Raw genomic sequence first — 24,655 nt, forward strand, 5'->3', positions numbered from 1 at the left:
GCGGAACCAGTAGACTACTTCTCCACGTTCGGCACGTAGCGCAGCCTGGTAGCGCACGGTCATGGGGTGTCCGGGGTCGGAGGTTCAAATCCTCTCGTGCCGACCAAAATCCTATAAAAAAGCAGCCCTTAAGGTTGCTTTTTTGCTTTCTGAAGGCCGCTATCCTCTATCACGCTGCGCCAGCCATTCGTCACGCGTCAGTTCCCAGGTGCCCGCCGGTAACTCGCCCTCAACAAAAGTTTTGCGATAGGTATCCACTAACCGCATGCCAGTGCGTTCCGAGATGCGACGAGAAGCCAGATTATCCATCGCCTTGGGCACACGCAGACGCGTCTGATCGAGATGGATAAACCAGAATTCGGTGACTGCTGCGCAGGCTTCACTCATCAATCCCTGCTTCTGCCATTCGGGCACCAACCAGAATCCCCGGTTATCTTCCGGCCCCAGACGCAGTGAGATTAAACCAATCAGACTGTTGGGATCAGATCGATGGCGAAGGCTCCAGTGCCACGCCTGCCCTGCTTTCATTGCAGGCAGCGCCATACCCTCAATATATTGACGGGCGCCATCAGCGGGATAAGGCCAGGGCACAGAACCGATCAGATGCCGCACGATTTCCCAGCGCGGGAAAACCTGCTGTACCTGAATCGCATCTTCGCTTCGCAGCGGTTGCAGCAGTAAACGGGGCGTTTCCAGACGCGGTATTTCCATAACAACCTCCTTGGTTAACCCATTCAGTATTATCGTAAAACGGCCTGAGTGGGAAATCTTCTCGGAAATAATCAGTCAGTTACCGAAAGCAATCAAAGCGGAGCGGGATCACATTTTTCGTCAAATATGACAGCATTTCATCTGATTGAAACAAAACTGTCATACAGTTTAATTACTCTTATCCTTCCTGTTTTTCGATGGACACTTATTATGGTCATCAAAGCTAAAAACCTGCAGGACGCGGAAGAACTCCTGCATTCAGGTATCAGTAAAGTTGAACTGGCTTACGATATCGGCAGCGACGATTTTTTCCGCCTGGCTTCGCGGTGGTGTGACCGCGGTGCGCGTATAACCAAAGGCAACGAGCACTTTGTGGTACAGATCAAAGGCATGTCAATTCCGCCTAATCACTAAACGTGGGTGAGCCGTTTTGGCTTGCTCTTTTCACGGCTGACGGGTAAAAATAGCGTTTTAACCGTCAGCCGTGATGCTTAATGTTTGCTTCTGAAATTCCCCTGGCACTGACCCCCTCTCCGTTTATTACCGCTGCGGCTATGACAAGCTCTCCGCTCCCTATTGCGTGGTGTGAATTTAATCAGCAGGCATGGCACAGCGATCTGCATCAACACTGGCAGCTCCCGCTACCACTGGCGTTACACAATGCCGTCACCAAGCGTAAAGCTGAGCATTTAGCCAGTCGCTGGCTGGCGCAGCAGATGCTGGCGCGCTTCGCGATGCCTGACTTTATCCTGCATAATGCGCCCGATCGCTCGCCTGTATGGCCGGTGGGGATTCAGGCCTCACTTTCGCATTCGCAGCAAATGGCCGTCATCGCGGCAACGCAGGCGCCCCTATGTATAGGCGTTGATGTCGAGCAATTGATGGCAGAACAGACCGCAGAGGAAACGGCGGAGATGCTGATGAGCCGTGCAGAGCGTCAACGGTTAACCGCCGCTGCACTGCCGTTTGCAGCGGCGGCTACTTTGCTGTTTTCACTGAAAGAGAGTGTCTATAAAGCGTTGTGGCCACAGTTGCATCAGCCGATGGATTTTCTGCACGCGGAGTTGCTGGAGTGGGATTTGACGCAAGGCCGCGCCACGCTCACGTTGACGCAGGACTTTTCACGCGAGTTTAACGCCGGTACTCGCCTGCAGGCGCACTTCTGGCGACGCGGCGACCGCGTTATCACGCTGATCGCTCATCCCCTGAATAACCCATAAAAAAACCGGCTCAGAATCAATCTAAGCCGGTGACAACACAAGACGACAGAAGTGTTCCAGGGAGACAGAGACGAGGAATCTCTGTTGAAACTCACCTTACTCGCCTGGCAACACCTTGCCCAATAAGGCTTTTTGCTAAGCTTTCCCGGCAGATGTTAATGGCCGGTGTCGGTGCGCTTCACCGCATCCAGCGTAGCCATCTCACGTTCGTTACCGGTGAGTTCACTCAGCTGGCCTTCGCGCATCTCCAGCAAGCGGTCGGCGTGAATGAAGTAGTGATCATCATGGCTAATAGCAAACACGGTTTTGCCCGACGCCTGCAGCCAGGGCAGCAGTTCGCGGTAGAAGATGCGGCGGAAATGCGGGTCCTGATCGGCAGCCCACTCATCCAGCAGCAAGATGTCGCGTTCCTCTGCCGCTGCCAGCAGCAACGCCAGTCGCTTGCTTTGCCCTTTAGAGAGCTGCAGATTCAGCACCTTATTGCCTTGCAGCTTCAGTTTATCCTGCATCTTCAGGCGTTCCAGCCACTGCTGCACCAGCCCAGGATTCGCTGGCTGACCGCCGTGACCGATCAGGCGATCAAACAAATGCACATCGGTAAACACCGCTGAGAAGTGTTTGCGGTAAGCATCGAGGTTATGCCAGTCAACCACTTTGCCATCCAGCAGCAAACTGCCCGATTGAGGCTGATAAAGCCCGGTCAGCAACATCGCCAGCGTTGACTTGCCACTGCCGTTGCCCCCAATCAGGAACACTAACTCACCGCGACGCAGCGTCAGATTAATCGGGCCAACCTGGAAACCGTGATCGCCATAATGGAAGCAGACATCGCGCAGTTCCAATGTTTGCCAGTTACTCACCTGTGGCAGCACTTTGAACTGTGCATCGTAAGGCGCGAGATCGAAGGTGTTGATTTTACGGAAGGCGACCTGCGCACTGAGCAAGGTCGGCAAGGCACCCACCGCCGCCAGTAACGGCGTGCGCAGGAACAGCAGCGTCAGTGAATAGGTGGCGGCCACCGCCGTGTTCGCCCAACCCAGACCGTTAGCCATAAAGAACACAATGCCAATCGCGCCCAGCATCATGATATTTGACCAGTTAACCGCGCTGAGATGGAAGGTATCGGCACGAACGATATGATGACGATAGCTTGTGGCGTTTTCCTGATAGACGTTGTCGTAAATCAGTTGAGCGCGCTCGCGGTTAAGCTGTAGCTCTTTGCGTCCTTCAATAATGGTCTGGAAATCACGATAGAGATCGTCTTCGATTTCACGCAGCTTCGCCATGTGTTGATAAACGCGTGACACCAGCAGCCAGCCGCCGACCAGCGTGATCACTAACCACAGCGAGGTGATCAGCAGCATTTTAGGTGACAGCCACGCCAGATAGAGCGCGGAACCCAGGGTAATAATGATGCCCTGAATCAGTTCCGGCAGGCGGACAAAGGCGATGGTGATGGCACGCACATCACTGGTGAGTCCCGCCAGCAGTTGCGCGTTACCTATCTGCTCAATGCGTTCGACGCGAGTATCGAGGATACGTTTGATGAATTCGCCGCGCAGGCGCCAGACAAAGTGATGACCAAGCTGAGTCAACGCCAGTTGCGATCCCAGCGTCACGGCCATCAGCAGAAACAGCTGCCCCAGAAAACTCGGCAGCACAGAAATCGAGGTATTTACCGCGACGATCAGCTCGTTATTGATATAGGCGATTAAGCCGATGCCGAGCGCGGCGCTTAACAGCGTAAGCAGAATGACGCCAATAAAAGGCCAGCGATACTGGCGATAAACCACATGCAGCAATGCCATTAACAGATTCCGGAGGTCAACCAAGCAGCCTGCAGTTTAATGGCGCTCCGGATGATAGCAAGATTAATTCTCATTCACCGCGCCGTTAGTGGGCGCGGCGGAAAGTGAGATTAAAGCGAAAGGCGCCCGCTGCCGGGTGAATACCGGGTTTGAGCGGCAGAATGCCGTGATAACGCAGGCGTGAGGGGCCGCCCCACACCACGATATCACCGTGCTCCAGCAGCACCCGCTGCGTGGCATCACCGCGCTCAAAACCACCAAACTGGAACACCGCTGGCAGGCCTAATGACACCGAAACAATCGGCTGACGCAGATCCTTCTCGTCTTTATCCTGATGCAGCGTGAGTTTGGCACCGGGTTCGTAGCGGTTGATTAAGCAGGCATCCGGGTTAAAGCCGGGGAATCCCGCTTCCTGCGCAGTTTGTTGCGCCAGCGTGCGAAACAGCGCAGGCATCGGCGGCCATTTGTGCCCACTGGCATTATCCTGCTCCGTGTATTGGTAGCCGCGCGAGTCCGTCGACCAGCCTAAATCGCCACAGTTGGTCATCGCCACCGACATGCGATGCCCGCCCGGCGTGATGCGGTGAGCAAAGGGATTTTGCCCGGCAATCTCCTGTATCGCCGCCAGCAATGCGTCCGCTTTATCGCGCGCGCGGCGCCGTAAAATCACCGCGCCTTCCGCTAACGGTTCCTGCCAGGGTGCTTCTTCACTAAACAGATCCAACATCTGCGCCTCCTGCCGTTATTTGCTTTCCTGATCGATCAGGAAGGATTTGAACTGGGGTGACATCCAGTGCGTAAAGCCGTCACCCTGCTTGCTGATCAGATAAACCGCCAAATGTTCCTTGATTGCCAACGCTTGTGCCCGTTCGCTGCCCAGCACCATCAACCCGGTATCCCAGCCATCGGCTTCCAGCGCGGTAGTCGCAATCACGGTGGCCGACACCAGTTTATGTTCGATGGGGCGTCCGGTCGCGGGATCGATCACGTGCGAAATGCGTTTGCCGTCCAGTTCATAATAGTTGCGATAGCTGCCTGAGGTGCTGATTCCGTGCCCCTGTAAGTCAACGCGCGCTTCGACGGCGTTTTCACGATCGGTGGGTTTCTGGATCGCCACACGCCAGGGTTGATTGCTGGCATTCTGCCCACGGGTTAGTACTGCGCCCCCCACCGACACCAGATAGTCGGTAATGCCCTGCTGCTCCATCAATCGTGCCAGATGATCGGTGGCATATCCCTCCCCCATGGTCGAAAGATCGACATCCAGCGCGGGCAGATCTTTCTGCAACCACTGCCCCTCCACGCTCTGGATCACATGCAAATGTTGTAAGCCGGTTTGCACTTTCGCTGCGTCAATCTGCGCCTGGCTCGGGGTGTGCGCAGGCTGTTTCGTGGGCCCGAACCCCCACAAATTGACCAGCGGGCCGACGGTGATATCCATCGCACCCTCGGTTTTATGACCGATGCGCAGGGCTTCAACCACGATATCCGCCATATCCGCGCTCACCGGCTGCGGCTGATCACCCTGATACTGGTTGAAGCGCGACAAAACTGAATCCTGCTTCCAGGTGGAGAGTTCATGATCATCACGATCAAGCTGCTGCTGAATAGCCTGCTGCAAAGCGGCCTGCCGTTGGGGCTCGACGCCCGCCAGGCTGACGCGCCACTGGGTGCCCATGGTTTTCCCTTCCAGCACCAGTGCGCTACGGGAGGCCTGCTGGTCGCAGCCGAACAACGCGCTGGTCATAACACCAATTAGCAGAATATTCTTAATACTCATCACTTCCTCATCTGTAACTCATTAATTCATCCTGTTTCAAAGCATAAACCGCTTGTAAAACAGGCTAAAGCTGCTTGATGTTCATACCTGACTTGCACAGGATTGAGCGTTCAAGCCCCCCAACCGCACAGGAGCGACAGATGATTTTTATGATTCTCGCTGTATCCGCCGTTCTGTTCATCTTCGGGACTTTCCGCTGCTGGCAACACTATCGCCATCGCCTGATTCAGCATTACCCCTCGCGCAAACGTTAAATTTTTGCACCATGGATTAATGATATGCACCGCTTCAGCGCTGCCGGAGTGTAGCAAATCAGATTGAGGCCGCGTGGCGCTGAGAGCGGTGACCTGGCATGAATTCTGCACCGTTGAGACTGAGTTGAACATCAGCGAGGTGCAAAATGAATAAGACAAAAACCCAACAAACCTGGCAACACTGGTTGCGCTTCTCCGCGTTTACGCTGGCAGGCGTCGCAATGGAAGGCAGCACACCCACGCCCCATACGTCGGTAGTGCCCGCGCCAAAAGCCAAAAAATGGCGCACTGTATCGTAATCTCATTTCTCCGCTCGCCCAGGCCCGGATAGTCATCCGGGCGTCTTCCTGCCTTACAGTGAAACAGAGACTCTTCTGCCGCTATCGGTCAGCCGTTAAAAAAGAAAATCCCTGAGAAGTTGCCAGCATAAAGGCAGTTTGAGGCTGCACAGATGATGTTGCTGGTCGACGGTGCCATTGTGCGAATACAGAGGAGGAAACAGGCAAAGGAGATCGTGGAGGTATGACTAAGTGCGTTAATGCAACAGATGCAGTAGCGGCGACCCGAAGCCCGCCGAGGGCGCACCATGGCGCGCCCTACCAAGCTGCAACTTAGAACTGGTAAACCAGGCCCAGTGCCACAATGTCGTCGGTGTTGATACCGGCCGCATTGGTGAAGTTGTTGTCGTCCAGCATGTTGATCTGGTAATCAACATAGGTCGACATATTTTTGTTGAAGTAGTAAGTCGCACCCACATCAACATATTTTTTCAGGTTCTGATCGCCGTAGTTCTGCACGTTGCCGCGAGAAGAAACGAACGCAAGGGATGGGCGCAGACCGAAGTCGAACTGGTACTGTGCCACCAATTCCCAGTTATCCGCAGTATCCGCGTAACCGTAAGAAGTTGCGCTGCTGGAACCGAAACGCGTTGCGTTGTACGAACGGGTGTACATCGCGGCCAGATACACGTTGTTGGCGTCATATTTCAGGCCACCGGTGTAAGCAGAAGCTTTATCACCACGACCCAGGATAGCGCCGGTGTTCTGGTTATTAGTACGGTCAGACTGGAACATCGCTGCACCGATACCGAAACCGGATCCGATGTCATAAGTGGTGCTCAGGCCGTAACCATCACCGTTCTCACCCAGCACATCACGGCCGCTAGAGGATTCAGTTGGGTTGTCATTTTTGCCCTGATACTGGACTGCAAAGTTCCAGCCATCCACCAGGCCAAAGAAGTTGGTGTTGCGGTAGGTCGCCATGCCGTTACCGCGCTGGAACATGTAGTTGTCCGCGCCGTAGGTATCGCCACCGAACTCTGGCAATACGTCAGTCCAGCCCGAAACATCATAGATCACGCCATAGTTACGACCGTAGTCGAATGAACCGGCATCACCGAATTTCAGCCCCGCAAAACCGACACGCGTAAAGCTGTTGGCGGTGCCTTCGTTTTCAGAGGTGTTAAGGGCAGCCTGGTATTCCCACTGGCCGTAACCGGTCAGTTGGTCTGTGACCTGAGTTTCACCTTTGAAACCGAAACGCAGGTAAGACTGATCACCGTCTGAACCTGAGTTGTCGGAGAAATAGTGCAGACCATCGACTTTACCGTAGAGGTCTAATTTGTTGCCATCTTTGTTGTAAATTTCAGCTGCGCTTGCTGAACCTGCAACCAGCAATGCAGGGATCATCAGGGAGAGAACGCGACGTTTCATTTTATTACCCTCTTTAATGTGCCTTTATTTATGCCACTGCAAACTGAACGATTAAAAATTCAGCCGGCAAGCCATTGTTATTTTATACGGGGCAATAATCTATCACGAAAATGATACTAAATTTCCAAAAGTGTTTCATTGTATTTAATAGTTATTTCCAAATGTAAATATCGTGGAACTAATAATCAGCACGGATCAACAAAGAATACAGCACATATTGGTAATCGATTATTTATACATTTAATAACAACAACTTAAATTGACACACCCTGCCGCACTGAATGATAAAACTAAAGTCACTTCAGCGCATACAATTACTCCCGCTATCATCATTTATTTCATTATTCCCTTCATTCACCCCGAATGAGTTGTTTTACCCTAATTCCCGCCGGACATGTTTGTCCGGCATTTTTTTTGCCAAAATCACTCATCCCCGCGTAATTTTAAGTAAAGTTAGTTGATTGAGTTAAATTAACACAATCTCTCGGGCGCATTATTAGCTATTTTTCGCACTTTTTGTTCAATCGATAGCCATCATTCTGCAATGTTAATTTCTGTGCGTAATGAAGAATACTGGAATATGCTCTGGCTCAGACTCTCTCCTATTAGCCTACATGAGTCTCCTCTTATTCAATTGGTTAAGGCAAAGTGCAGCGCTGATTTATTACCGATGATGATTTTATATTCGTCCTTTTCCATCATGAAATTTCAATTCGCGACCGATTGATCGCGGCAGGAAGGCCGTGAAAGTGCCAGGAAAGTTCTGGAAAAGCGTCACGCCACGCCAAAACTCGGTAATATGCCTGTTTCTGGCGCTCATCTTTTCTGAACTCATCGGTTCTGAACTGCGGTGAGACGTCAGCTTTAATGCTAAACTTCGTCGCTTTGACGGCTATTGAAAAAGACTTTTATGACAGCACTGGACGCCGCACAGCACAATCATTTGCATCAGCGTGTCAACATGGGTACACGCATCGTCTTTCTGATCGCCGGACTTTGCATGTCGGCATGGGCGCCACTGGTTCCCTTTGCCAGCCAGCGTCTGGCACTGAGCGGCGCATCGTTAGGTGGGCTGCTGCTGTGCCTTGGTGTGGGATCGCTCGCAGCGATGCCGATTACCGGTGCGCTGATTGCCCGCGTGGGCGGCCGTCGGGTGATGTTATGTTCCACGTTAGTGGTGCTGACGATCCTGCCACTGCTCACTCTGCTAAATGTGATGTGGTTGATGGCTGCGGCACTGATGATCTTCGGTGCCGGGTTAGGCATGCTGGATGTCGCCATGAATGTGCAGGCCGTTGAAGTGGAGAAAGCAGCACGCAAGCCGATGATGTCGGGTTTCCATGGTTTCTTCAGCCTGGGCGGGATTATTGGTGCCGGTAGCGTCAGTTTATTGCTGGCCAGTGGTCTCTCGCCCCTGCATGCTGTCGCGGTGGTAATGGTGTTAATCGTGGTGCTGCTGGTGATCAGCCTGCCAACGTTAATGACTGAACGGTTGCATCAGCCCGATCAACCCTGGCTGGTGATCCCACGCGGTTGGGTCGCTTTCCTGGGGTTACTGTGCTTCATTCTGTTTTTGGCAGAAGGCGCGGTGCTTGACTGGAGCGCACTGCTGTTACTGCAAAACACAGAGATGGACGTAGCACATGCGGGATTGGGCTATGCCATCTTCTCCGTGGCGATGACAATTGGCCGTCTCACCGGCGATAAAGTCATTCAACGTTTTGGTCGCTATCCCGTCATGGTCACGGGTGCGTTAGCCGCTGCAGCGGGTATGACGCTGGCGGTGTTACTGCCGTGGCCACAGGTTGCACTGCTGGCTTTCCTGCTGGTGGGATTCGGCTTAGCCAACACCGTGCCAATGCTGTTTAATGCGGCCGGGAATCAACACGATATGCCGTCGAATCTGGCGATTTCTGCCATGACAACATTAGGCTATGCAGGTATTCTTTCAGGTCCGGCTCTAATCGGATTTATTTCCCAGTGGCTCAGTTTGAGTGGCGCATTTTTATTGATCGCCCTGCTGCTGCTGGCCGTTGCCGCCAGTGCTCGCCTGGTGGCGCGCTAATCGCAGGATCCTGAGACACTATGCTGCCTTATAAATTTCCGCTGACCTCGGGTAACGTCACCCGTTTCTTCGTGGTGTTCAACCTGGTGCTGTTTCTGGCCCTGGGAGCTATGGTGCACAACAGTGTTAACGCCTGGCTTACTGAGAAGCGTTACGCGATGACCGATTTAGCGCGTGCCGTACAAAAACGCATCGACGCTTCGCGTTTCGCGACCTGGCAGATTTATGAAAATCTCGCCACCAGTGCGGCCGGATCTGCACCCAACACCAATCTTCTGGAAACCCGCCTGCGCCCGGATGTTTACTACCTGGAAAAGACGCGCCGTAAAACGGAGGCGCTGATCTTTGGCTCCCACGACAGCAGCACGCTGGATATGACGATGCGCATGTCCAACTACCTCGATACGCTGTGGGGCGCAGAGAATCCCACCTGGTCGATGTATTTCCTCAATGGCCAGGACAACAGCCTGATCATGATCTCGACGCTGCCATTAAAAGATATGGCAACGCGTTATAAAGAGAGCGCCATCAATACGCTGGTCGACAGCCGCCGTGCCGAGATGCTGCAACAGGCCAATGCGCTGGACGAACGTGAAAGCTTCTCACCGCTGCGCCATTTCGCCTGGCAGAACGATCACTACTTTACCCTGCGCACCACCTTCAACCAGCCTGGTCACCTCGCCACGGTGGTCGCTTTTGATCTGCCGATCAACGATTTGATCCCGCACAGCATGCCGCTGGAAAATTTCCAGTTGATTCAGGATGCCACGCAATCTTCCAGCACCAGCAGCGACGATGCCACTAGCGAAACGACATCTGTTTCACTGGCGAATCCTAATCTCGTCATTGCGGCGTCACTGCCCAGCACTTCGTTACAGTTAGTATATCGCGTGCCGCTCACCAGCCTCGCTTTGGATACCCTGCATAATCTGATGTGGCCGCTGTTGATCAATCTGGTGCTGTTACTGCTCTCGATTGCCGGCATTACTTTATTGCGTCAGCAGTCATTGCGCCCGAACGAGAACCAAAGCGCCGAGTTAGATTCGCTGCGCATGCTGAATGAAGAGATTGTTGCGAGCCTGCCGGTGGGTTTGCTGGTGTATGACTTCGCTACCAATCGCACGCTGTTGAGCAACAAGATTGCTGAGCATCTGTTACCCCATCTGAACCTGCAGAAAATCATCAATATGTCCGATCAGCATCAGGGCGTGCTGCAGGCCACCATCAACAACGAGGTGTACGAGATCCGCCACGCCCGTAGCGTGCTGTCACCGCATACTCAGCTGTTTATGATGCGCGATCAGGACCGTGAATTGCTGGTGAATAAAAAACTGCAGAAGGCACAGCAGGTGTTGGATCGTAATCATCAGATGCGTCAGCAGCTGATGCAAAATCTCGGTCACGCCCTCAACCGTCCGCTGGAGAGTATGGTGGCGCAACTGGTGCAACTCAGCCAGCGTGATGAAGACGAAAGCGTGCTGGATTTGCTTGATGAAAGTCAGGGCCTGTCTCGTTTGGTCGATGACATTGTATTGCTGAACCGCCTGGAAGCACACGACTGGTCGCCGGATGCTAGCGTGTTCAATTTGCAGGAGTTGCTGGATGACATCGCGCTGGAGAGCCTACCGCTGATGCGCCGTAAAGGGTTGGCGCTGGTGGTCAACAACCATCTGGCCAACGACGAGATGCGCTTTGGCGATCGCCGTGCACTGCGCAAAGTCCTGACCACCCTGATGCACTATGCGCTCACCACCACGCAGTGGGGCAAAATTACGCTGGAGATTAAGGCCAGCGAGAACAAACCTAACTCAGTGCTGCTGCAACTGGTGGATACCGGCTCAGGCCTGAGTGTCGATGAGCTGGCCAATGTTGATTTCCCGTATCTGGGCGAAACCACCCAGGATCGTTACGGTCAGGCCTCTGGCATGGCATTTTTCCTCTGCAAGCAGCTGTGCAAGCAAATGGGTGGCCAGCTGGAGATCATCGCCAAACCCGATATCGGCACACGCTATAATATTCAACTGCCCCTCGCGCTGGAACTACAAGGCGAGCAGGAAGAGAAGCTGCTGGAAGGTGTAACCGCACTGGTCGATATCGCCGTCGAGGATGTGCACAAAATTGTTTGCCGCCAGTTAGAAAACTGGGGAGCGAATTGCCTGACCTCTGACGAACGTTTATCCGGTCAGGATCATGATGTGCTGATCACTGACGATCCCGCCCGCCTCAATGGCTGGGCTCTGCTATTAGCCGGTGACGAAATGGGTCACCACGCATTGAACGATCAGCAATACCGGGTCAATTTCAATCTCAGCAATGCGCTGCTTGACGCACTGCTGGCACTGATTGAAAAGCAAATGGCTCATGATTTGATGGAGGAAAGTAGTGAAGATGAGGCTGCCACGCCGCTGTTGAGCGGAGGCTATTTCCAGCTGTTTACCGAGACAGTACCGCCTGATGTGAAGAGACTGTATACTGAGGCAGCGGAGAAGGATTATCCCTCGCTTGCTCAGACTGCACATCGCCTGAAAGGCGTGTTCGCCATGCTAAATCTGGTTCCAGGTAAACAGCTTTGTGAAGAGTTAGAAAATCACATAAAACTATGTGAAGATTTAACCATTATAAATACCACCAGTGAAATTGACGCATACGTCAACCAACTGCTGCAGCAAGGTAACCCATAAGATGAATAACCTGAATGTAATTATTGCCGATGACCATCCGATTGTTCTGTTCGGTATCCGTAAGTCTCTGGAACAGATCGAATGGGTCAACGTTGTAGGTGAGTTTGAAGACTCAACAGCACTGATTAACAGCTTGTCCAAACTGGATGCTAACGTTCTGATTACCGATCTCTCTATGCCAGGCGAGAAATACGGTGATGGCATCACACTGATTAAGTACATCAAACGTCACTATCCGGATCTCTCAATTATCGTTTTGACCATGAACAATAACCCAGCGATCCTGAGCGCCGTATTGGATCTGGATATCGAAGGGATTGTACTGAAGCAAGGTGCACCGACCGATCTGCCAAAAGCGCTGGCAGCCCTGCAGAAAGGCAAAAAATATACGCCTGAAAGCGTGGCGAAACTGCTGGAGAAAATCAGTGCTGGCGGTTACGGAGACAAACGTCTGTCGCCGAAAGAGAGTGAAGTTCTGCGCCTGTTTGCCGAAGGTTTCCTGGTAACGGAAATCGCTAAAAAACTGAACCGCAGTATCAAAACCATCAGCAGCCAGAAGAAATCGGCGATGATGAAGCTCGGGGTGGAAAATGATATCGCCCTGCTGAATTACCTCTCTTCCGTGAGCGCGACTCAGGTTGAAAGAGATTAAGATGTAAAAAAGGCGCACTTCGGTGCGCCTGTTCTTCTGTACTACCCTTTCCTGCTTTTTCTTACCCGCTCGGCATAGATTGCCAACGTCGATTTCAACACATCAAGCGTAACAGGCTTGGATAGGCAATTATCCATCCCGGCATCCATACAGCGCTGCTTCTCTTCTGCCAACGCATTGGCCGTCACCCCAATCACCGGGAAGGCATGGCCCAACTGACGCAGGCGCTGCGTCAGGCGATAACCATCCATATTCGGCATATTGACGTCACTCAGCACAATATCAATGTGATTACGGCTTAGCACATTCAGCGCATCGACCCCATCCTGTGCAGTTTTGGTTTGATAGCCCAGTGTGCCGAGTTGCTCGGAGAGCAACATACGGTTAATCGGGTGATCATCAACAATCAGTACCATAATGTCATCGTAACGGTTGGCCTCTTGCGGTGCGGCCAACTGCAACGGCGTGCTGGTTTCGCTATCAATATTGAGGCGATAGATGCGGCCAAGTAATGAAGGCAGATCGTGCAGCATCGCACTGCTCTGCACCCACTGACCCGGCGCGGTTTCCTGCGGCATGTCGATGTGCTGACCGCAGATGTGAATCTGCGCGCGCACGGCCTGTGACACCGTATCCTGATGGTCGCTAATAATCACATCGTCGCTACCGGCATTACCCTGATAATGCGCGATCGCAATACCCTGTTGCTGCAACAGACGCAGCAGGAAGACCGCGAGATAATCATTTCTCATATCCAGCCAGATGGCTTTTTCCTGCAAACCATCCAGAAGCGGCGGCGCAGGCTGTTGTCCAGCGTAAATGGGGATACGGATGATAAACTGGCTACCCATGCCCGGCTCAGAGTCGACCTCAATATCACCGTCCATCATGTTGATCAGCTTTTCACAGATTGCCAGACCCAGCCCGGTGCCCTGGAAGTTGCGCTGCACGCCAGAGCCCACCTGGAAGAAGGGATCGAACAGACGCGTCACTTCTTTCGCTGGAATACCGACGCCGGTATCGCGCACGCGGAAGGCTAAATACCCATCTTTGACATAAGCATGCAGAATAATACAGCCGGTATGGGTGAACTTGATCGCGTTATTCAGCAGGTTAGAAATGACCTGCTGCAGACGCATTGGATCGCCATCCATCGTCAGCGGCACATCATTTTCGATCATCACATATAACGTTAGACGTTTACGCACCACCAGCGACAGATAGTTGCTGGCGATGTGATTGACCACCTCACGCGGCGAGAACGGGCGCGGCTCAATCTTCAGCTGCTCCGACTCAATTTTCGAGAAGTCGAGAATATCACTGATGATTTTAAGCAGCAGGCTCGATGAGTTGTTCATCGCCGTAACCAGCGATTCCACACCTTTTGGCAACGACTTGGTTTGCAGCAGGTCGAGGTTACCGATGATGCCGTACAGCGGGGTGCGCAGTTCGTGACTGACGGTGGCAAGGAACATGGATTTGGACTGGCTGGCCTGCTCTGCCGCATGCGCCATCTCCTGCAACGACTGCTCCATGCGCACACGCGCTGAAACGTCCACCAGCACGCAAATTGCGACGTTTTCATTGCGATAGCGTGAATGCACAAAGCTGATTTGCAGGTTGGTATTGGTACCGGTGAGCACATCGACAAAGTTGACCTGCTGGCCCCCGATGATCTCATTGAGGCGCTGACGATCTTCCTGCGTCAGCAGCGTCAGATAGTTGTGAGCCAGTTCGTTACTCAGAATATTGGTGCCGTCGCTGGTGCGCAAAATACAGATGCCGACCGGCGCCGAAGCGACAATTTTGCGGTTGAACTGCTCGTGCTCTTCCAGCCGATGTGCGTTATCTTCCGCTGGCAGGAACATACGGCGTTCGAATATCCATGCCAGCGTGAACAGGATCAATGCGCTGAAGATATTCAGCAACAGCGCGTTAATCAGCATCAGCTTGAGCTGATCCACCAGCACGTCAGTAGAGAGTGACCACACCACGTTAAGATTGGACGGCGGCAGCGGTTTCTTCAGGACTAACTGGCGATAGCTATCAAGATAACCAAACCAGGTGCTGTCATCCGGCAGATCGTCAAAAGAGTAGCCGGGGCCACCGCGACGCGAACTCAGCAACGGACGGTAGTTCTCATCAGTAATGGTGGCAACCAGCGGCAAACCGCCCGGCTGAATAAACTCATCAAGACGGATATTTTGTTCCACGCCCAGCAACGCCTGTAGCTTGTTGGCCACATACACCGGCATCACCATGTAGAAATTACCGACACCAGGCTGGCTGCTCGGCGTAATCCAGTACATCGGATTACGCCGCTCTTCTTCATTGCCGCTGCGATAGTGCAGCACCCGCTCGCGCAGGGCTTTCAGGCTGCGTTCACGATCGACTGAATTGTTGTTACCAATGGCGAAATCGGCCAGACACTGATTTTCACCCCCAATAAAGAACACACGGTTGAGTTCGTAAGCGGAGGTGAAGTTACTTTTCCAGTAGTTGATGAAGTAACCCAGCGAATCGAGCGAGTTACGCCAGGTGTTACTCATTGAAGTGCAATCACCATCAGAAAACAGCGGCGTGAACTGTGGCAAGGTACTTTTACCAGCAGGCAGGCCATTCAGCACGTCCAAACCGTTGCTACTGTTACTTAAGCGGTTTTCGGTGATGTATTTCAGTTCACGCATGACGTCGGCCGAGTGGCGTACATACCATTCCGCCTGGCCATAATTGGTGTCAAATTCCTGGCGAACCGCGTTCTCTTTTTCGTGCAGTACGTTGATGATGAAGAAGGTGGTCAGCAACGCACCCAACGTCCAAAGCAGCAGCGCCAGCGCACGGAACAGATAGCGCGAGATGCGAAGCGTAGTGCGAAAGGAGACGAGATATTTCAAAAGAGACTCACTGGCGGTAAGGGGTTGTCAGGAAGTTGAAAAACCCTCATACACTAGCTTTATCGGCCCGAAAAAGCCAGTTGGTGCGCGACTTTGGGAGTAAAACTCAGATAAAAAAACGGCAGGTCGGTTGCCCTGACCTGCCGCTGTTGTTCACCGCTGCGGATTACTCTTCTTCATCCGCTTCAGGTGCATCGTCGTCGTTGTCCACTTCCGGCGCGATATCGTCTTCGCCTTCCGCGACGCTGCCGTCGATGGCGTCGAGTTCTTCTTCTTCCACCGGCTCAGCAACACGTTGCAGACCCACAACGTTTTCGTCTTCCGCGGTACGAATCAGAATCACGCCCTGGGTGTTACGGCCGACCACACTGACTTCCGATACGCGTGTACGCACCAGCGTACCGGCATCGGTAATCATCATGATCTGATCGCCATCCACCACCTGCACCGCACCGATGACCGGTCCGTTACGTTCGGTGACTTTAATCGAGATCACACCCTGGGTTGCACGCGACTTGGTTGGGTATTCGCTATTCGCTGTACGTTTACCGTAACCATTTTGCGTCACAGTGAGGATGGCACCCTCTTCACGTGGCACGATCAGTGAAACCACTTTATCGCTTTCAGCCAGCTTGATACCACGAACACCAGAGGCCGAACGGCCCATGGCGCGAACCGCAGTCTCAGAGAAGCGCACCACTTTACCCGCAGCAGAGAACAGCATGGCCTCATCGCTACCGTTGGTCAGTGCAACACCGATCAATTCATCATCTTCACGCAGGTTAATGGCGATAATACCGGCGCTACGTGGACGGCTGAATTCCTGCAGGGCAGTTTTCTTCACGGTACCGTCAGCGGTCGCCATAAAGATATTGAAGCCTTCGGTGTATTCACGCACCGGCAGAATAGCGGTGATACGTTCGTTGGCTTCCAGCGGCAGCAGATTAACAATTGGGCGACCACGTGCGCCACGGCTCGCTTCTGGCAGCTGGTAAACTTTCATCCAGTAGAGACGGCCACGGCTGGAGAAGCACAGAATGGTATCATGGGTGTTGGCTACCAGCAGACGATCAATAAAGTCTTCTTCTTTAATACGTGCTGCGGATTTGCCTTTGCCACCACGACGCTGCGCTTCATAGTCAGTCAGCGGCTGATATTTGACATAACCCTGATGCGACAGCGTGACCACCACATCTTCCTGATTAATCAGATCTTCAATGTTGATGTCGGCGCTGTTGGCGGTAATTTCAGTACGACGTTCATCACCAAACTGGTCACGCATTGCCACCAGCTCTTCGCGGATGACTTCCATCAGACGCTCGGCGCTCTGCAGGATGTGGATCAGTTCTGCGATCTGGTCCAGCAGCTCTTTGTATTCGTCGAGCAGCTTTTCGTGCTCAAGGCCGGTCAGTTTCTGCAGACGCAGATCCAGAATTGCCTGAGCTTGCTGTTCAGTCAGGTAGTACTGACCGTCACGAATACCGAACTGCGCTTCCAGCCATTCTGGACGTGCTGCGTCATCGCCCGCACGCTCCAGCATGGTGGCTACGTTGCCCAGATTCCATGGCTGTGCCAACAGGCCCGCTTTCGCTTCAGCTGGCGTTGGTGCGCGACGAATCAGTTCGATAATCGGATCGATGTTGGCCAGCGCAATGGCCAGACCTTCAAGGATGTGTGCACGGTCACGCGCTTTGCGCAGTTCGAAAATGGTACGGCGCGTCACCACTTCACGGCGGTGGCGCACGAAGGCTTCAATGATGCCTTTCAGCGTCATGATCTTCGGCTGGCCCTGATGGAGTGCCACCATGTTGATGCCGAAGGAGACTTGCAGTTGCGTCAGGGAATAGAGGTTGTTGAGCACCACTTCACCGACCGCATCGCGTTTGATCTCAATAACGATACGCATACCGTCTTTATCGGATTCATCACGCAGGCCGCTAATGCCTTCCACACGCTTCTCTTTCACCAGCTCGGCAATTTTCTCGATCAGGCGCGCTTTGTTTACCTGATACGGGATTTCATTGACGATGATGGTTTCGCGGCCGGTTTTTGCGTCGGTTTCAATCTCACCGCGTGCGCGGATATAAATCTTACCGCGACCGGTGCGATAGGCTTCTTCGATACCACGACGACCGTTGATGAACGCCGCAGTCGGGAAGTCAGGACCGGTGATGTGTTCCATCAGGCCTTCAACAGTGATGTCTTCGTCTTCGATAAAGGCGAGGCAGCCGTTGATCACTTCCGTCAGGTTATGCGGTGGAATGTTGGTCGCCATACCTACGGCGATACCGGACGAGCCGTTCACCAGCAGGTTAGGAATTTTGGTCGGCAGCACTTCAGGAATCTGCTCGGTGCCATCATAGTTCGGCACAAAATCGACGGTCTCTTTTTCGAGGTCCGCCAGCAGTTCAGAAGAGATCTTCGCCATACGCACTTCGGTATAACGCATCGCTGCGGCGGAGTCGCCATCAACGGAACCGAAGTTACCCTGACCATCTACCAGCATGTAGCGCAGGGAGAACGGCTGGGCCATACGAACGATACTTTCGTATACCGCGGAATCACCGTGTGGGTGATATTTACCGATCACGTCACCGACCACACGGGCCGATTTCTTATAAGCTTTGTTCCAGTCGTTACCCAGTTCGCTCATGGCAAAAAGCACACGGCGGTGCACCGGCTTCAAGCCATCACGCACATCGGGTAAAGCTCGGCCAACGATGACCGACATGGCGTAATCGAGGTAGGAGTTTTTTAACTCTTCTTCGATATTGACCGGTGTAATTTCTCTCGCAAGGTCGCTCATGGAGCCGCTATCCCTCTACATAATGCCGGTTTTTAATGGTGCGAAAGTATATCACAGTGGTTGCCCTCGGTGAACGTAAAGCAGGGTTTAATGCCGCTTTTCCTTGCAGGTGAGAGATGCGCTAGCAAGAGTTAAGCGTTTATACTGAGGGAATATTTTGTCAGGAGTCGTGATTCAATGAGTGAACAACCGCAGGAAAGCCGCCAAAACGTCGACCACGCTGAGATTGCCAAGTTTGAAGCGGTCGCATCGCGCTGGTGGGATTTAAAGGGTGAGTTTAAGCCGTTACACCGCATTAATCCACTGCGTCTTGGCTGGATTGCCCAACACAGCAATGGTTTGTTTGGTAAGAAGGTGCTGGATGTCGGCTGCGGTGGCGGTATTTTAGCGGAGAGCATGGCGCGTGAAGGAGCCAACGTGACCGGGCTGGATATGGGTGCGGAGCCGCTGGAAGTAGCACGGTTGCATGCGCTGGAGAGCGGTGTGAGCGTGAACTATGTGCAGCAGACCGTGGAAGACCATGCGATTAGCCATGCGGGGGCCTATGACGTGGTGACTTGCATGGAGATGCTGGAGCACGTACCGGATCCGCGTTCTGTGGTGCTGGCATGTGCGCAGTTGGTAAAGCCGGGCGGCGAAGTGTTCTTCTCGACCATTAACCGTAATCCCAAGGCGTGGTTGCTGGCGGTGTTTGGTGCCGAATATGTGATGCGCATGGTGCCGCGCGGTACACATGACGTGAAGAAGTTTATCCGTCCGGCGGAGTTGCTGAATTGGGTTGATGAGACGCCATTGCGTGAGAGAGGCATGATTGGCCTGCACTACAATCCGCTGACCAATCAGTTCCGTCTGGGGCGTGGTGTGGATGTGAATTATATGGTGCATACGCATCGTCAGGATTGAGTGTTAGCGTGGTTGCTGGTTGCTGTGGGAACCGTGCGTCGGCCAGTAAAGCCCCGCCCGATCGCAAAGGAAACACGCATCCATGCAGATCGGCCGCCGCATCCCTGCGGCGGACGCTTTGCTCTTCGGGCGGGGCTTTACTGGCCCTGAACGTTGATCATGGCTTTGAGTCGCGCTGCGTTGTGGATTGAGCTTCATTAAGTTGCCCTCGCAGCCGCTGCCATTAACATGATGCAGCAGCGCGTTTTTCTTCCTATCTACCCGCTTTAGGTACTTTCAATCATGCTGCTACCCGATTGTGCGGAGATGTCCATGCCGCCATCACTGCGGAAATATCCCCTTAAACGCGGTTTTCTTTCTTGGTTCGCTCATTAACGCTTCCAACGCCTCAACGCACGCCAGGTAGTGTGCCGTTTTCTTGTGCGCCAGCACGGCGGCCTCATCGGTGTAAGCTTCATAAATAAAGAAGCGCGTCGGCACATGGCTGTCCTGCAACACATCAAAACGCAGATTGCCGGGTTCCTCCAGCGCACCTAAATGATTGAGCTTAAAAACCCGCAAAAACTCGTCGATACAGTCGGGTTTGACGTTGATCTCGACCAGCGTGACTTCCATCGGCTTGTCCTTTTTATCGCGATTGGCAAAGTGGCAATCCTGGTAAAGCTTGTTTAATAAAACTCTCGCAGCGATCACAGTTCAAACTTTCAGCGGTGGGCTAAGCCGTTCATCTGGAGGTGAAAACCCTCGCGCACAGCTATCTTTGCAGTAACACCCGTTGGGCCGTCGGCGTGGAGCACTTTTCCGTTTCAACAGGAGTTTTGCGATGTCACACGCCCCGCATTTGATGGCGCTCGACGCCGGTACTGGCAGTATTCGCGCCGTGATTTTCAATCTTCAGGGTGAACAGGTCGCCGTGGCGCAAGCTGAATGGCGGCACCTCGCCCTGCCCGACGTGCCGGGATCGATGGAGTTTGATCTGAGCCACAACTGGCAACTCGCCTGTCAGTGTATTCAGCAGGTGCTGCAACAGTCGCAGTTGCCAGCCAGCGCGATTCGCAGCGTGGCCTGCTGCTCGATGCGCGAAGGGATCGTGCTCTATAACAAAGCTGGCGAAGCAATTTGGGCCTGTGCCAACGTGGATGCCCGCGCCAGCCGCGAAGTGAGTGAGCTGAAAGAGATTCATCACGGCGAGTTTGAGCGTGAAATCTATCAGTGCTCAGGGCAAACCCTGGCACTTGGGGCAATGCCACGCCTGTTATGGCTGGCGCATCATCGACCCGATATTTATCGTCAGGCGGCAACGCTGTCGATGATCAGCGACTGGCTGGCAAAATGCCTGAGTGGCGAACTGGCAGTGGATCCCTCCAACGCGGGCACCACCGGCCTGCTGGATTTACGCACCCGAAACTGGCGGCCTGATTTGCTGGAGATGGCGGGTTTGCGCGGCGATATATTGTCACCCGTGGCCGAAACCGGTACGCAACTGGGAACCGTGACAGCCGAAGCCGCTCGTCAGTGTGGGCTGGTGCAAGGCACAGTGGTTGGCATGGGCGGCGGTGATGTGCAGTTGGGGACACTGGGGTTAAGTGTCGTGAATGCGGGGGAAACTGCTGTGCTCGGCGGCACTTTCTGGCAGCAGGTGGTGAATCTGCCGCAGCCGCAGATTGATCCTCAAATGAACATTCGCGTGAATCCGCATGTGATCCCCGGTATGGCGCAGGCGGAAGCGATCAGTTTCTTTACCGGCCTCACGATGCGCTGGTTCCGTGATGCCTTTTGCAGCGAAGAGAAACTGCTGGCGGAGCGGCTGGGTGTGGATTGCTACAGCCTGCTGGAAGAGATGGCGGCACGCGTCCCCGCCGGTTCGTGGGGCGTGATGCCGGTGTTCTCAGATGCAATGCACTTCAACAAGTGGTATCACGCTGCGCCTTCCTTTATTAATCTTTCCATCGACCCCGAACGCTGCAATAAACAGACGCTCTTCCGTGCGCTGGAAGAGAATGCCGCGATTGTTTCGGCCTGCAATCTGGATCTGGTGGCCGCCTTTTCCGGTGTCCAAACCTCACAGATAGTGTTTGCCGGAGGCGGTGCGAAGGGCAAATTGTGGAGCCAGATTTTGAGCGATGTCACGGGGCTGACGGTCAAAGTGCCGCAGGTGAAAGAAGCCACCGCCCTGGGCTGCGCGATTGCGGCTGGCGTCGCCGCTGGGGTTTATCGCAGTTTGCAGGAAACCGGGCAAGCATTAGTACGCTGGGAGCGCGAATTTCACCCCAACGCAGAACACCACCAACTCTATCAACAGCAAAAAGCCAACTGGCAGAAAGTCTATGCCGACCAACTCACCCTGGTGGACAGTGGGTTAACCACCTCGATGTGGAAAGCGCCAGGTTTGTAACTCACTGCTATCCAGATCAATTTCCTTTTAGACGCATGCCACGCATTTTTGTAGGCTGGATTGGTCACAAAAAATTCATAAGCAATTTTAGATAAGTTCGCTACTGGCGGCCTTGTCAGGGCTTTTTTGACTTCAGAAATTTCCGTGATGAGAACCTTTGAGCAATAAACACGCGCTCGATCAAAAAGTGAAAAAAAAGTCGCTGGCAGTTGACACCATTGGCAGGCCTTATGGAATGGGGATCCAGGAATTTCGCTACCCCCCTGGACGGATTTTTTCGCGAAAATCAACTCTTGTGATGATCAGAATGCTGACTAGAATACTCACCATATTGTTGTTCAAACTTCCCGCACCCCCTATATATAGTGTTTATCCACAGGCTTACTCACAACGAGCGGCTTGTGCATAGGCCTTGTGAATAGATGGGGGATAACTCACTCTTTCATGGACAGGTAAACACGCGACATGAACCAAAGTCTGCTCGTTACTAAACGCGATGGCCGCCAGGAGCGCATTGATCTCGATAAGATTCACCGGGTACTGGATTGGGCCGCTGAAGGGCTGAATAACGTCTCCGTGTCTCAGGTTGAGTTGCGCTCCCACATTCAGTTCTACGATGGAATTCGTACTTCTGATATCCATGAGACCATCATCAAGGCCGCTGCAGACCTGATCTCCCGTGATGCGCCGGATTACCAGTACCTGGCTGCTCGCCTCGCCATCTTCCACCTACGTAAAAAAGCGTACGGCCAGTTTGAGCCGCCGAAGCTGTACGATCAGGTCGTGAAAATGGTTGAGATGGGCAAATACGACCGTCACCTGCTGGAAGATTACAGCGTAGAAGAGTTCGAGCAGATGGACGGCTTCATCGACCACTGGCGCGACATGAACTTCTCTTACGCTGCGGTGAAGCAGCTGGAAGGTAAATACCTGGCGCAGAACCGTGTGAGCGGTGAAATCTACGAGAGTGCCCAGTTCCTGTATATTCTGGTTGCTGCATGCCTGTTCTCCGGTTATCCGCGTGAGACGCGTATGGATTACGTGCGTCGCTTCTATGATGCCGTGTCCACCTTCAAGATCTCACTGCCGACGCCAATCATGTCTGGCGTGCGTACCCCAACGCGTCAGTTCAGCTCTTGCGTCTTGATCGAATGCGGTGACAGCCTTGATTCCATCAATGCCACCTCCAGCGCTATCGTAAAATACGTGTCGCAGCGTGCGGGTATCGGTATCAACGCTGGTCGCATTCGTGCGCTGGGTAGCCCAATCCGTGGCGGCGAAGCCTTCCATACCGGTTGCATCCCGTTCTATAAACATTTCCAGACGGCAGTGAAGTCGTGCTCACAAGGCGGCGTACGTGGCGGTGCAGCCACCCTGTTCTACCCAATGTGGCATCTGGAAGTGGAAAGCCTGCTGGTGCTGAAAAACAACCGTGGCGTTGAAGGCAACCGCGTACGTCACATGGACTACGGCGTACAGATCAACAAGCTGATGTATACCCGTCTGTTGAAAGGTGAAGAGATCACCCTGTTCAGCCCGTCTGACGTGCCAGGTCTGTACGATGCGTTCTTCGCCGATCAGGACGAGTTTGAGCGTCTGTACACCAAATACGAGAAAGACGACAGCATCCGCAAACAGCGCGTGAAAGCAGTTGAACTGTTCTCACTGATGATGCAGGAACGTGCTTCTACTGGCCGTATCTACATCCAGAACGTCGATCACTGCAACACCCACAGCCCGTTTGATCCGGCTATCGCGCCCGTCCGCCAGTCTAACCTGTGCCTGGAAATCGCGCTGCCGACCAAACCGCTGAACGACGTCAATGATGAAAGCGGCGAAATTGCCCTGTGTACGCTGTCTGCGTTTAACCTTGGTGCGATTGACAGTCTCGACGATTTGGAAGAGCTGGCGACCCTCGCGGTACGTGCGCTGGATGCCCTGCTGGATTATCAGGATTACCCCATCCCGGCGGCAAAACGCGGCGCAATGGGTCGTCGTACTCTGGGTATTGGCGTGATCAACTACGCTTATTATCTGGCGAAAAACGGCGTGCGTTATTCTGATGGCAGCGCCAACAACCTGACGCATAAAACCTTTGAAGCGATCCAGTACTACCTGCTGAAAGCCTCGAACGAGCTGGCAAAAGAGCAAGGTGCCTGTACGTGGTTCAAAGAGACCACCTACTCACAGGGCATTCTGCCGATCGACACCTATAAAAAGGATCTCGACGCCGTTTGCAGCGAGCCGTTGCACCTGGATTGGGAAGGTCTGCGTGAGTCGATCGTTACGCACGGTCTGCGTAACTCCACGCTCTCTGCCCTGATGCCGTCTGAAACCTCTTCGCAGATTTCAAACGCCACCAACGGTATTGAGCCACCGCGTGGTCACATCAGCATCAAAGCATCCAAAGACGGTATTTTGCGTCAGGTGGTGCCAGAGTATGAGCGTCTGAAAGATCAGTACGAACTGCTGTGGGAAATGCCCTCTAACGACGGTTACTTACAGTTGGTTGGTGTGATGCAGAAATTTATCGATCAGGCGATTTCGTCGAACACCAACTATGATCCAAGCCGTTTTGCCAATGGCAAAGTGCCGATGAAACAGCTGCTGAAAGATCTGCTGACCGCGTATAAATTTGGCGTGAAAACCCTGTACTACCAAAACACCCGTGATGGTGCGGAAGATGCGCAGGACGACCTGGCTCCTTCCATTCAGGATGACGGCTGCGAAAGCGGCGCTTGTAAGATTTAATTAGTCAGACGCCCTATCTTGTC

18 protein-coding genes and 1 tRNA gene are annotated in these 24,655 nt (G+C 53.3%); 11 read left to right on the forward strand and 8 right to left on the reverse strand.

The window, feature by feature from the left end:
• The first annotated feature begins 29 nt into the window (after positions 1-29).
• Positions 30-106 (forward strand) — tRNA-Pro (locus tag JK231_RS06565).
• A gap of 53 nt (positions 107-159) precedes the next feature.
• Here JK231_RS06565 and JK231_RS06570 read toward each other — a convergent pair.
• Positions 160-711: a GNAT family N-acetyltransferase gene (locus tag JK231_RS06570; RefSeq protein WP_097116596.1), complete on the reverse strand. Its 552-nt coding sequence runs from the start codon at positions 709-711 to the stop codon at positions 160-162.
• 210 nt (positions 712-921) lie between these two features.
• Between JK231_RS06570 and JK231_RS06575 the strand changes: the two genes are divergently transcribed.
• Complete coding sequence (locus tag JK231_RS06575) at positions 922-1,125, forward strand: hypothetical protein (RefSeq protein WP_034824993.1); 204 nt, start codon at positions 922-924, stop codon at positions 1,123-1,125.
• 80 nt (positions 1,126-1,205) lie between these two features.
• Positions 1,206-1,931 (forward strand): 4'-phosphopantetheinyl transferase superfamily protein, encoded by a 726-nt coding sequence (locus JK231_RS06580; protein WP_211728242.1) that lies wholly within the window; start codon positions 1,206-1,208, stop codon positions 1,929-1,931.
• A gap of 155 nt (positions 1,932-2,086) precedes the next feature.
• Here the strand turns inward: JK231_RS06580 and JK231_RS06585 are convergent, their stop codons facing one another.
• The 3 genes from JK231_RS06585 to apbE form a co-directional block, all read right to left on the reverse strand.
• Positions 2,087-3,739, reverse strand: coding sequence for a multidrug ABC transporter permease/ATP-binding protein (locus JK231_RS06585; RefSeq protein WP_097116594.1), 1,653 nt, complete (start codon positions 3,737-3,739; stop codon positions 2,087-2,089).
• 85 nt (positions 3,740-3,824) lie between these two features.
• On the reverse strand, positions 3,825-4,466 hold the full coding sequence (gene alkB, locus JK231_RS06590) for a DNA oxidative demethylase AlkB (RefSeq protein ID WP_211728243.1): 642 nt from the start codon (positions 4,464-4,466) through the stop codon (positions 3,825-3,827).
• 15 nt (positions 4,467-4,481) lie between these two features.
• Entirely contained in the window at positions 4,482-5,519 is a 1,038-nt protein-coding gene (gene apbE / locus JK231_RS06595; protein ID WP_211728244.1) for an FAD:protein FMN transferase ApbE, read from the reverse strand.
• A 140-nt stretch (positions 5,520-5,659) separates the two neighbouring features.
• Between apbE and JK231_RS06600 the strand changes: the two genes are divergently transcribed.
• Positions 5,660-5,773: a response regulator gene (locus tag JK231_RS06600; protein WP_196250102.1), complete on the forward strand. Its 114-nt coding sequence runs from the start codon at positions 5,660-5,662 to the stop codon at positions 5,771-5,773.
• Between the two features lie 146 nt (positions 5,774-5,919).
• Complete coding sequence (locus tag JK231_RS06605; RefSeq protein ID WP_176505708.1) at positions 5,920-6,072, forward strand: hypothetical protein; 153 nt, start codon at positions 5,920-5,922, stop codon at positions 6,070-6,072.
• Between the two features lie 312 nt (positions 6,073-6,384).
• Here JK231_RS06605 and ompC read toward each other — a convergent pair whose 3' ends face one another.
• Complete coding sequence (gene ompC / locus JK231_RS06610) at positions 6,385-7,485, reverse strand: porin OmpC (protein WP_160833466.1); 1,101 nt, start codon at positions 7,483-7,485, stop codon at positions 6,385-6,387.
• Positions 7,486-8,395: 910 nt separating this feature from the next.
• On the opposite strand from ompC, the gene JK231_RS06615 reads away from it, so the two are divergent.
• Genes JK231_RS06615 through rcsB form a run of 3 tightly spaced genes read left to right on the forward strand, consistent with a single transcriptional unit; the run spans position 8,396 to position 12,883 of the window.
• Complete coding sequence (locus JK231_RS06615; RefSeq protein WP_097116590.1) at positions 8,396-9,550, forward strand: MFS transporter; 1,155 nt, start codon at positions 8,396-8,398, stop codon at positions 9,548-9,550.
• Between the two features lie 23 nt (positions 9,551-9,573).
• Entirely contained in the window at positions 9,574-12,231 is a 2,658-nt protein-coding gene (rcsD, locus tag JK231_RS06620) for a phosphotransferase RcsD (protein ID WP_097117240.1), read from the forward strand.
• A 1-nt stretch (position 12,232) separates the two neighbouring features.
• A complete protein-coding gene (gene rcsB / locus JK231_RS06625; RefSeq protein WP_034825012.1) occupies positions 12,233-12,883 on the forward strand; it encodes a response regulator transcription factor RcsB in 651 nt (216 codons plus the stop codon).
• Between the two features lie 41 nt (positions 12,884-12,924).
• Here rcsB and rcsC read toward each other — a convergent pair whose 3' ends face one another.
• Complete coding sequence (gene rcsC, locus JK231_RS06630) at positions 12,925-15,777, reverse strand: two-component system sensor histidine kinase RcsC (protein ID WP_097116589.1); 2,853 nt, start codon at positions 15,775-15,777, stop codon at positions 12,925-12,927.
• A 166-nt stretch (positions 15,778-15,943) separates the two neighbouring features.
• On the reverse strand, positions 15,944-18,583 hold the full coding sequence (gyrA, locus tag JK231_RS06635; RefSeq protein ID WP_097116588.1) for a DNA topoisomerase (ATP-hydrolyzing) subunit A: 2,640 nt from the start codon (positions 18,581-18,583) through the stop codon (positions 15,944-15,946).
• 177 nt (positions 18,584-18,760) lie between these two features.
• Between gyrA and ubiG the strand changes: the two genes are divergently transcribed.
• The gene (gene ubiG, locus JK231_RS06640; protein ID WP_211728245.1) at positions 18,761-19,486 is read left to right on the forward strand and encodes a bifunctional 2-polyprenyl-6-hydroxyphenol methylase/3-demethylubiquinol 3-O-methyltransferase UbiG; all 726 of its coding nucleotides are present in this window, start codon (positions 18,761-18,763) and stop codon (positions 19,484-19,486) included.
• Positions 19,487-19,807: 321 nt separating this feature from the next.
• Here the strand turns inward: ubiG and lsrG are convergent, their stop codons facing one another.
• Positions 19,808-20,101 (reverse strand): (4S)-4-hydroxy-5-phosphonooxypentane-2,3-dione isomerase, encoded by a 294-nt coding sequence (lsrG, locus tag JK231_RS06645; RefSeq protein ID WP_097116586.1) that lies wholly within the window; start codon positions 20,099-20,101, stop codon positions 19,808-19,810.
• Between the two features lie 208 nt (positions 20,102-20,309).
• On the opposite strand from lsrG, the gene lsrK reads away from it, so the two are divergent.
• On the forward strand, positions 20,310-21,881 hold the full coding sequence (gene lsrK / locus JK231_RS06650; RefSeq protein ID WP_211728246.1) for an autoinducer-2 kinase: 1,572 nt from the start codon (positions 20,310-20,312) through the stop codon (positions 21,879-21,881).
• 465 nt (positions 21,882-22,346) lie between these two features.
• On the forward strand, positions 22,347-24,632 hold the full coding sequence (gene nrdA, locus JK231_RS06655) for a class 1a ribonucleoside-diphosphate reductase subunit alpha (protein ID WP_097116584.1): 2,286 nt from the start codon (positions 22,347-22,349) through the stop codon (positions 24,630-24,632).
• Positions 24,633-24,655 lie beyond the last annotated feature (23 nt).

The organism is Pantoea sp. JGM49 (genome assembly GCF_018257655.1).
In the GTDB taxonomy this organism is placed as follows: domain Bacteria; phylum Pseudomonadota; class Gammaproteobacteria; order Enterobacterales; family Enterobacteriaceae; genus Pantoea; species Pantoea communis.

Bases quoted from the DNA above. Each gene is read 5' to 3' on its own strand.
- JK231_RS06570 (WP_097116596.1), bottom strand. From the start codon at position 711: ATGGAAATACCGCGTCTGGAAACGCCCCGTTTACTGCTGCAACCGCTG.
- JK231_RS06575 (WP_034824993.1), top strand. From the start codon at position 922: ATGGTCATCAAAGCTAAAAACCTGCAGGACGCGGAAGAACTCCTGCAT.
- JK231_RS06580 (WP_211728242.1), top strand. From the start codon at position 1,206: ATGTTTGCTTCTGAAATTCCCCTGGCACTGACCCCCTCTCCGTTTATT.
- JK231_RS06585 (WP_097116594.1), bottom strand. From the start codon at position 3,739: ATGGCATTGCTGCATGTGGTTTATCGCCAGTATCGCTGGCCTTTTATT.
- alkB (WP_211728243.1), bottom strand. From the start codon at position 4,466: ATGTTGGATCTGTTTAGTGAAGAAGCACCCTGGCAGGAACCGTTAGCG.
- apbE (WP_211728244.1), bottom strand. From the start codon at position 5,519: ATGAGTATTAAGAATATTCTGCTAATTGGTGTTATGACCAGCGCGTTG.
- JK231_RS06600 (WP_196250102.1), top strand. From the start codon at position 5,660: ATGATTTTTATGATTCTCGCTGTATCCGCCGTTCTGTTCATCTTCGGG.
- JK231_RS06605 (WP_176505708.1), top strand. From the start codon at position 5,920: ATGAATAAGACAAAAACCCAACAAACCTGGCAACACTGGTTGCGCTTC.
- ompC (WP_160833466.1), bottom strand. From the start codon at position 7,485: ATGAAACGTCGCGTTCTCTCCCTGATGATCCCTGCATTGCTGGTTGCA.
- JK231_RS06615 (WP_097116590.1), top strand. From the start codon at position 8,396: ATGACAGCACTGGACGCCGCACAGCACAATCATTTGCATCAGCGTGTC.
- rcsB (WP_034825012.1), top strand. From the start codon at position 12,233: ATGAATAACCTGAATGTAATTATTGCCGATGACCATCCGATTGTTCTG.
- gyrA (WP_097116588.1), bottom strand. From the start codon at position 18,583: ATGAGCGACCTTGCGAGAGAAATTACACCGGTCAATATCGAAGAAGAG.
- ubiG (WP_211728245.1), top strand. From the start codon at position 18,761: ATGAGTGAACAACCGCAGGAAAGCCGCCAAAACGTCGACCACGCTGAG.
- lsrG (WP_097116586.1), bottom strand. From the start codon at position 20,101: ATGGAAGTCACGCTGGTCGAGATCAACGTCAAACCCGACTGTATCGAC.
- lsrK (WP_211728246.1), top strand. From the start codon at position 20,310: ATGTCACACGCCCCGCATTTGATGGCGCTCGACGCCGGTACTGGCAGT.
- nrdA (WP_097116584.1), top strand. From the start codon at position 22,347: ATGAACCAAAGTCTGCTCGTTACTAAACGCGATGGCCGCCAGGAGCGC.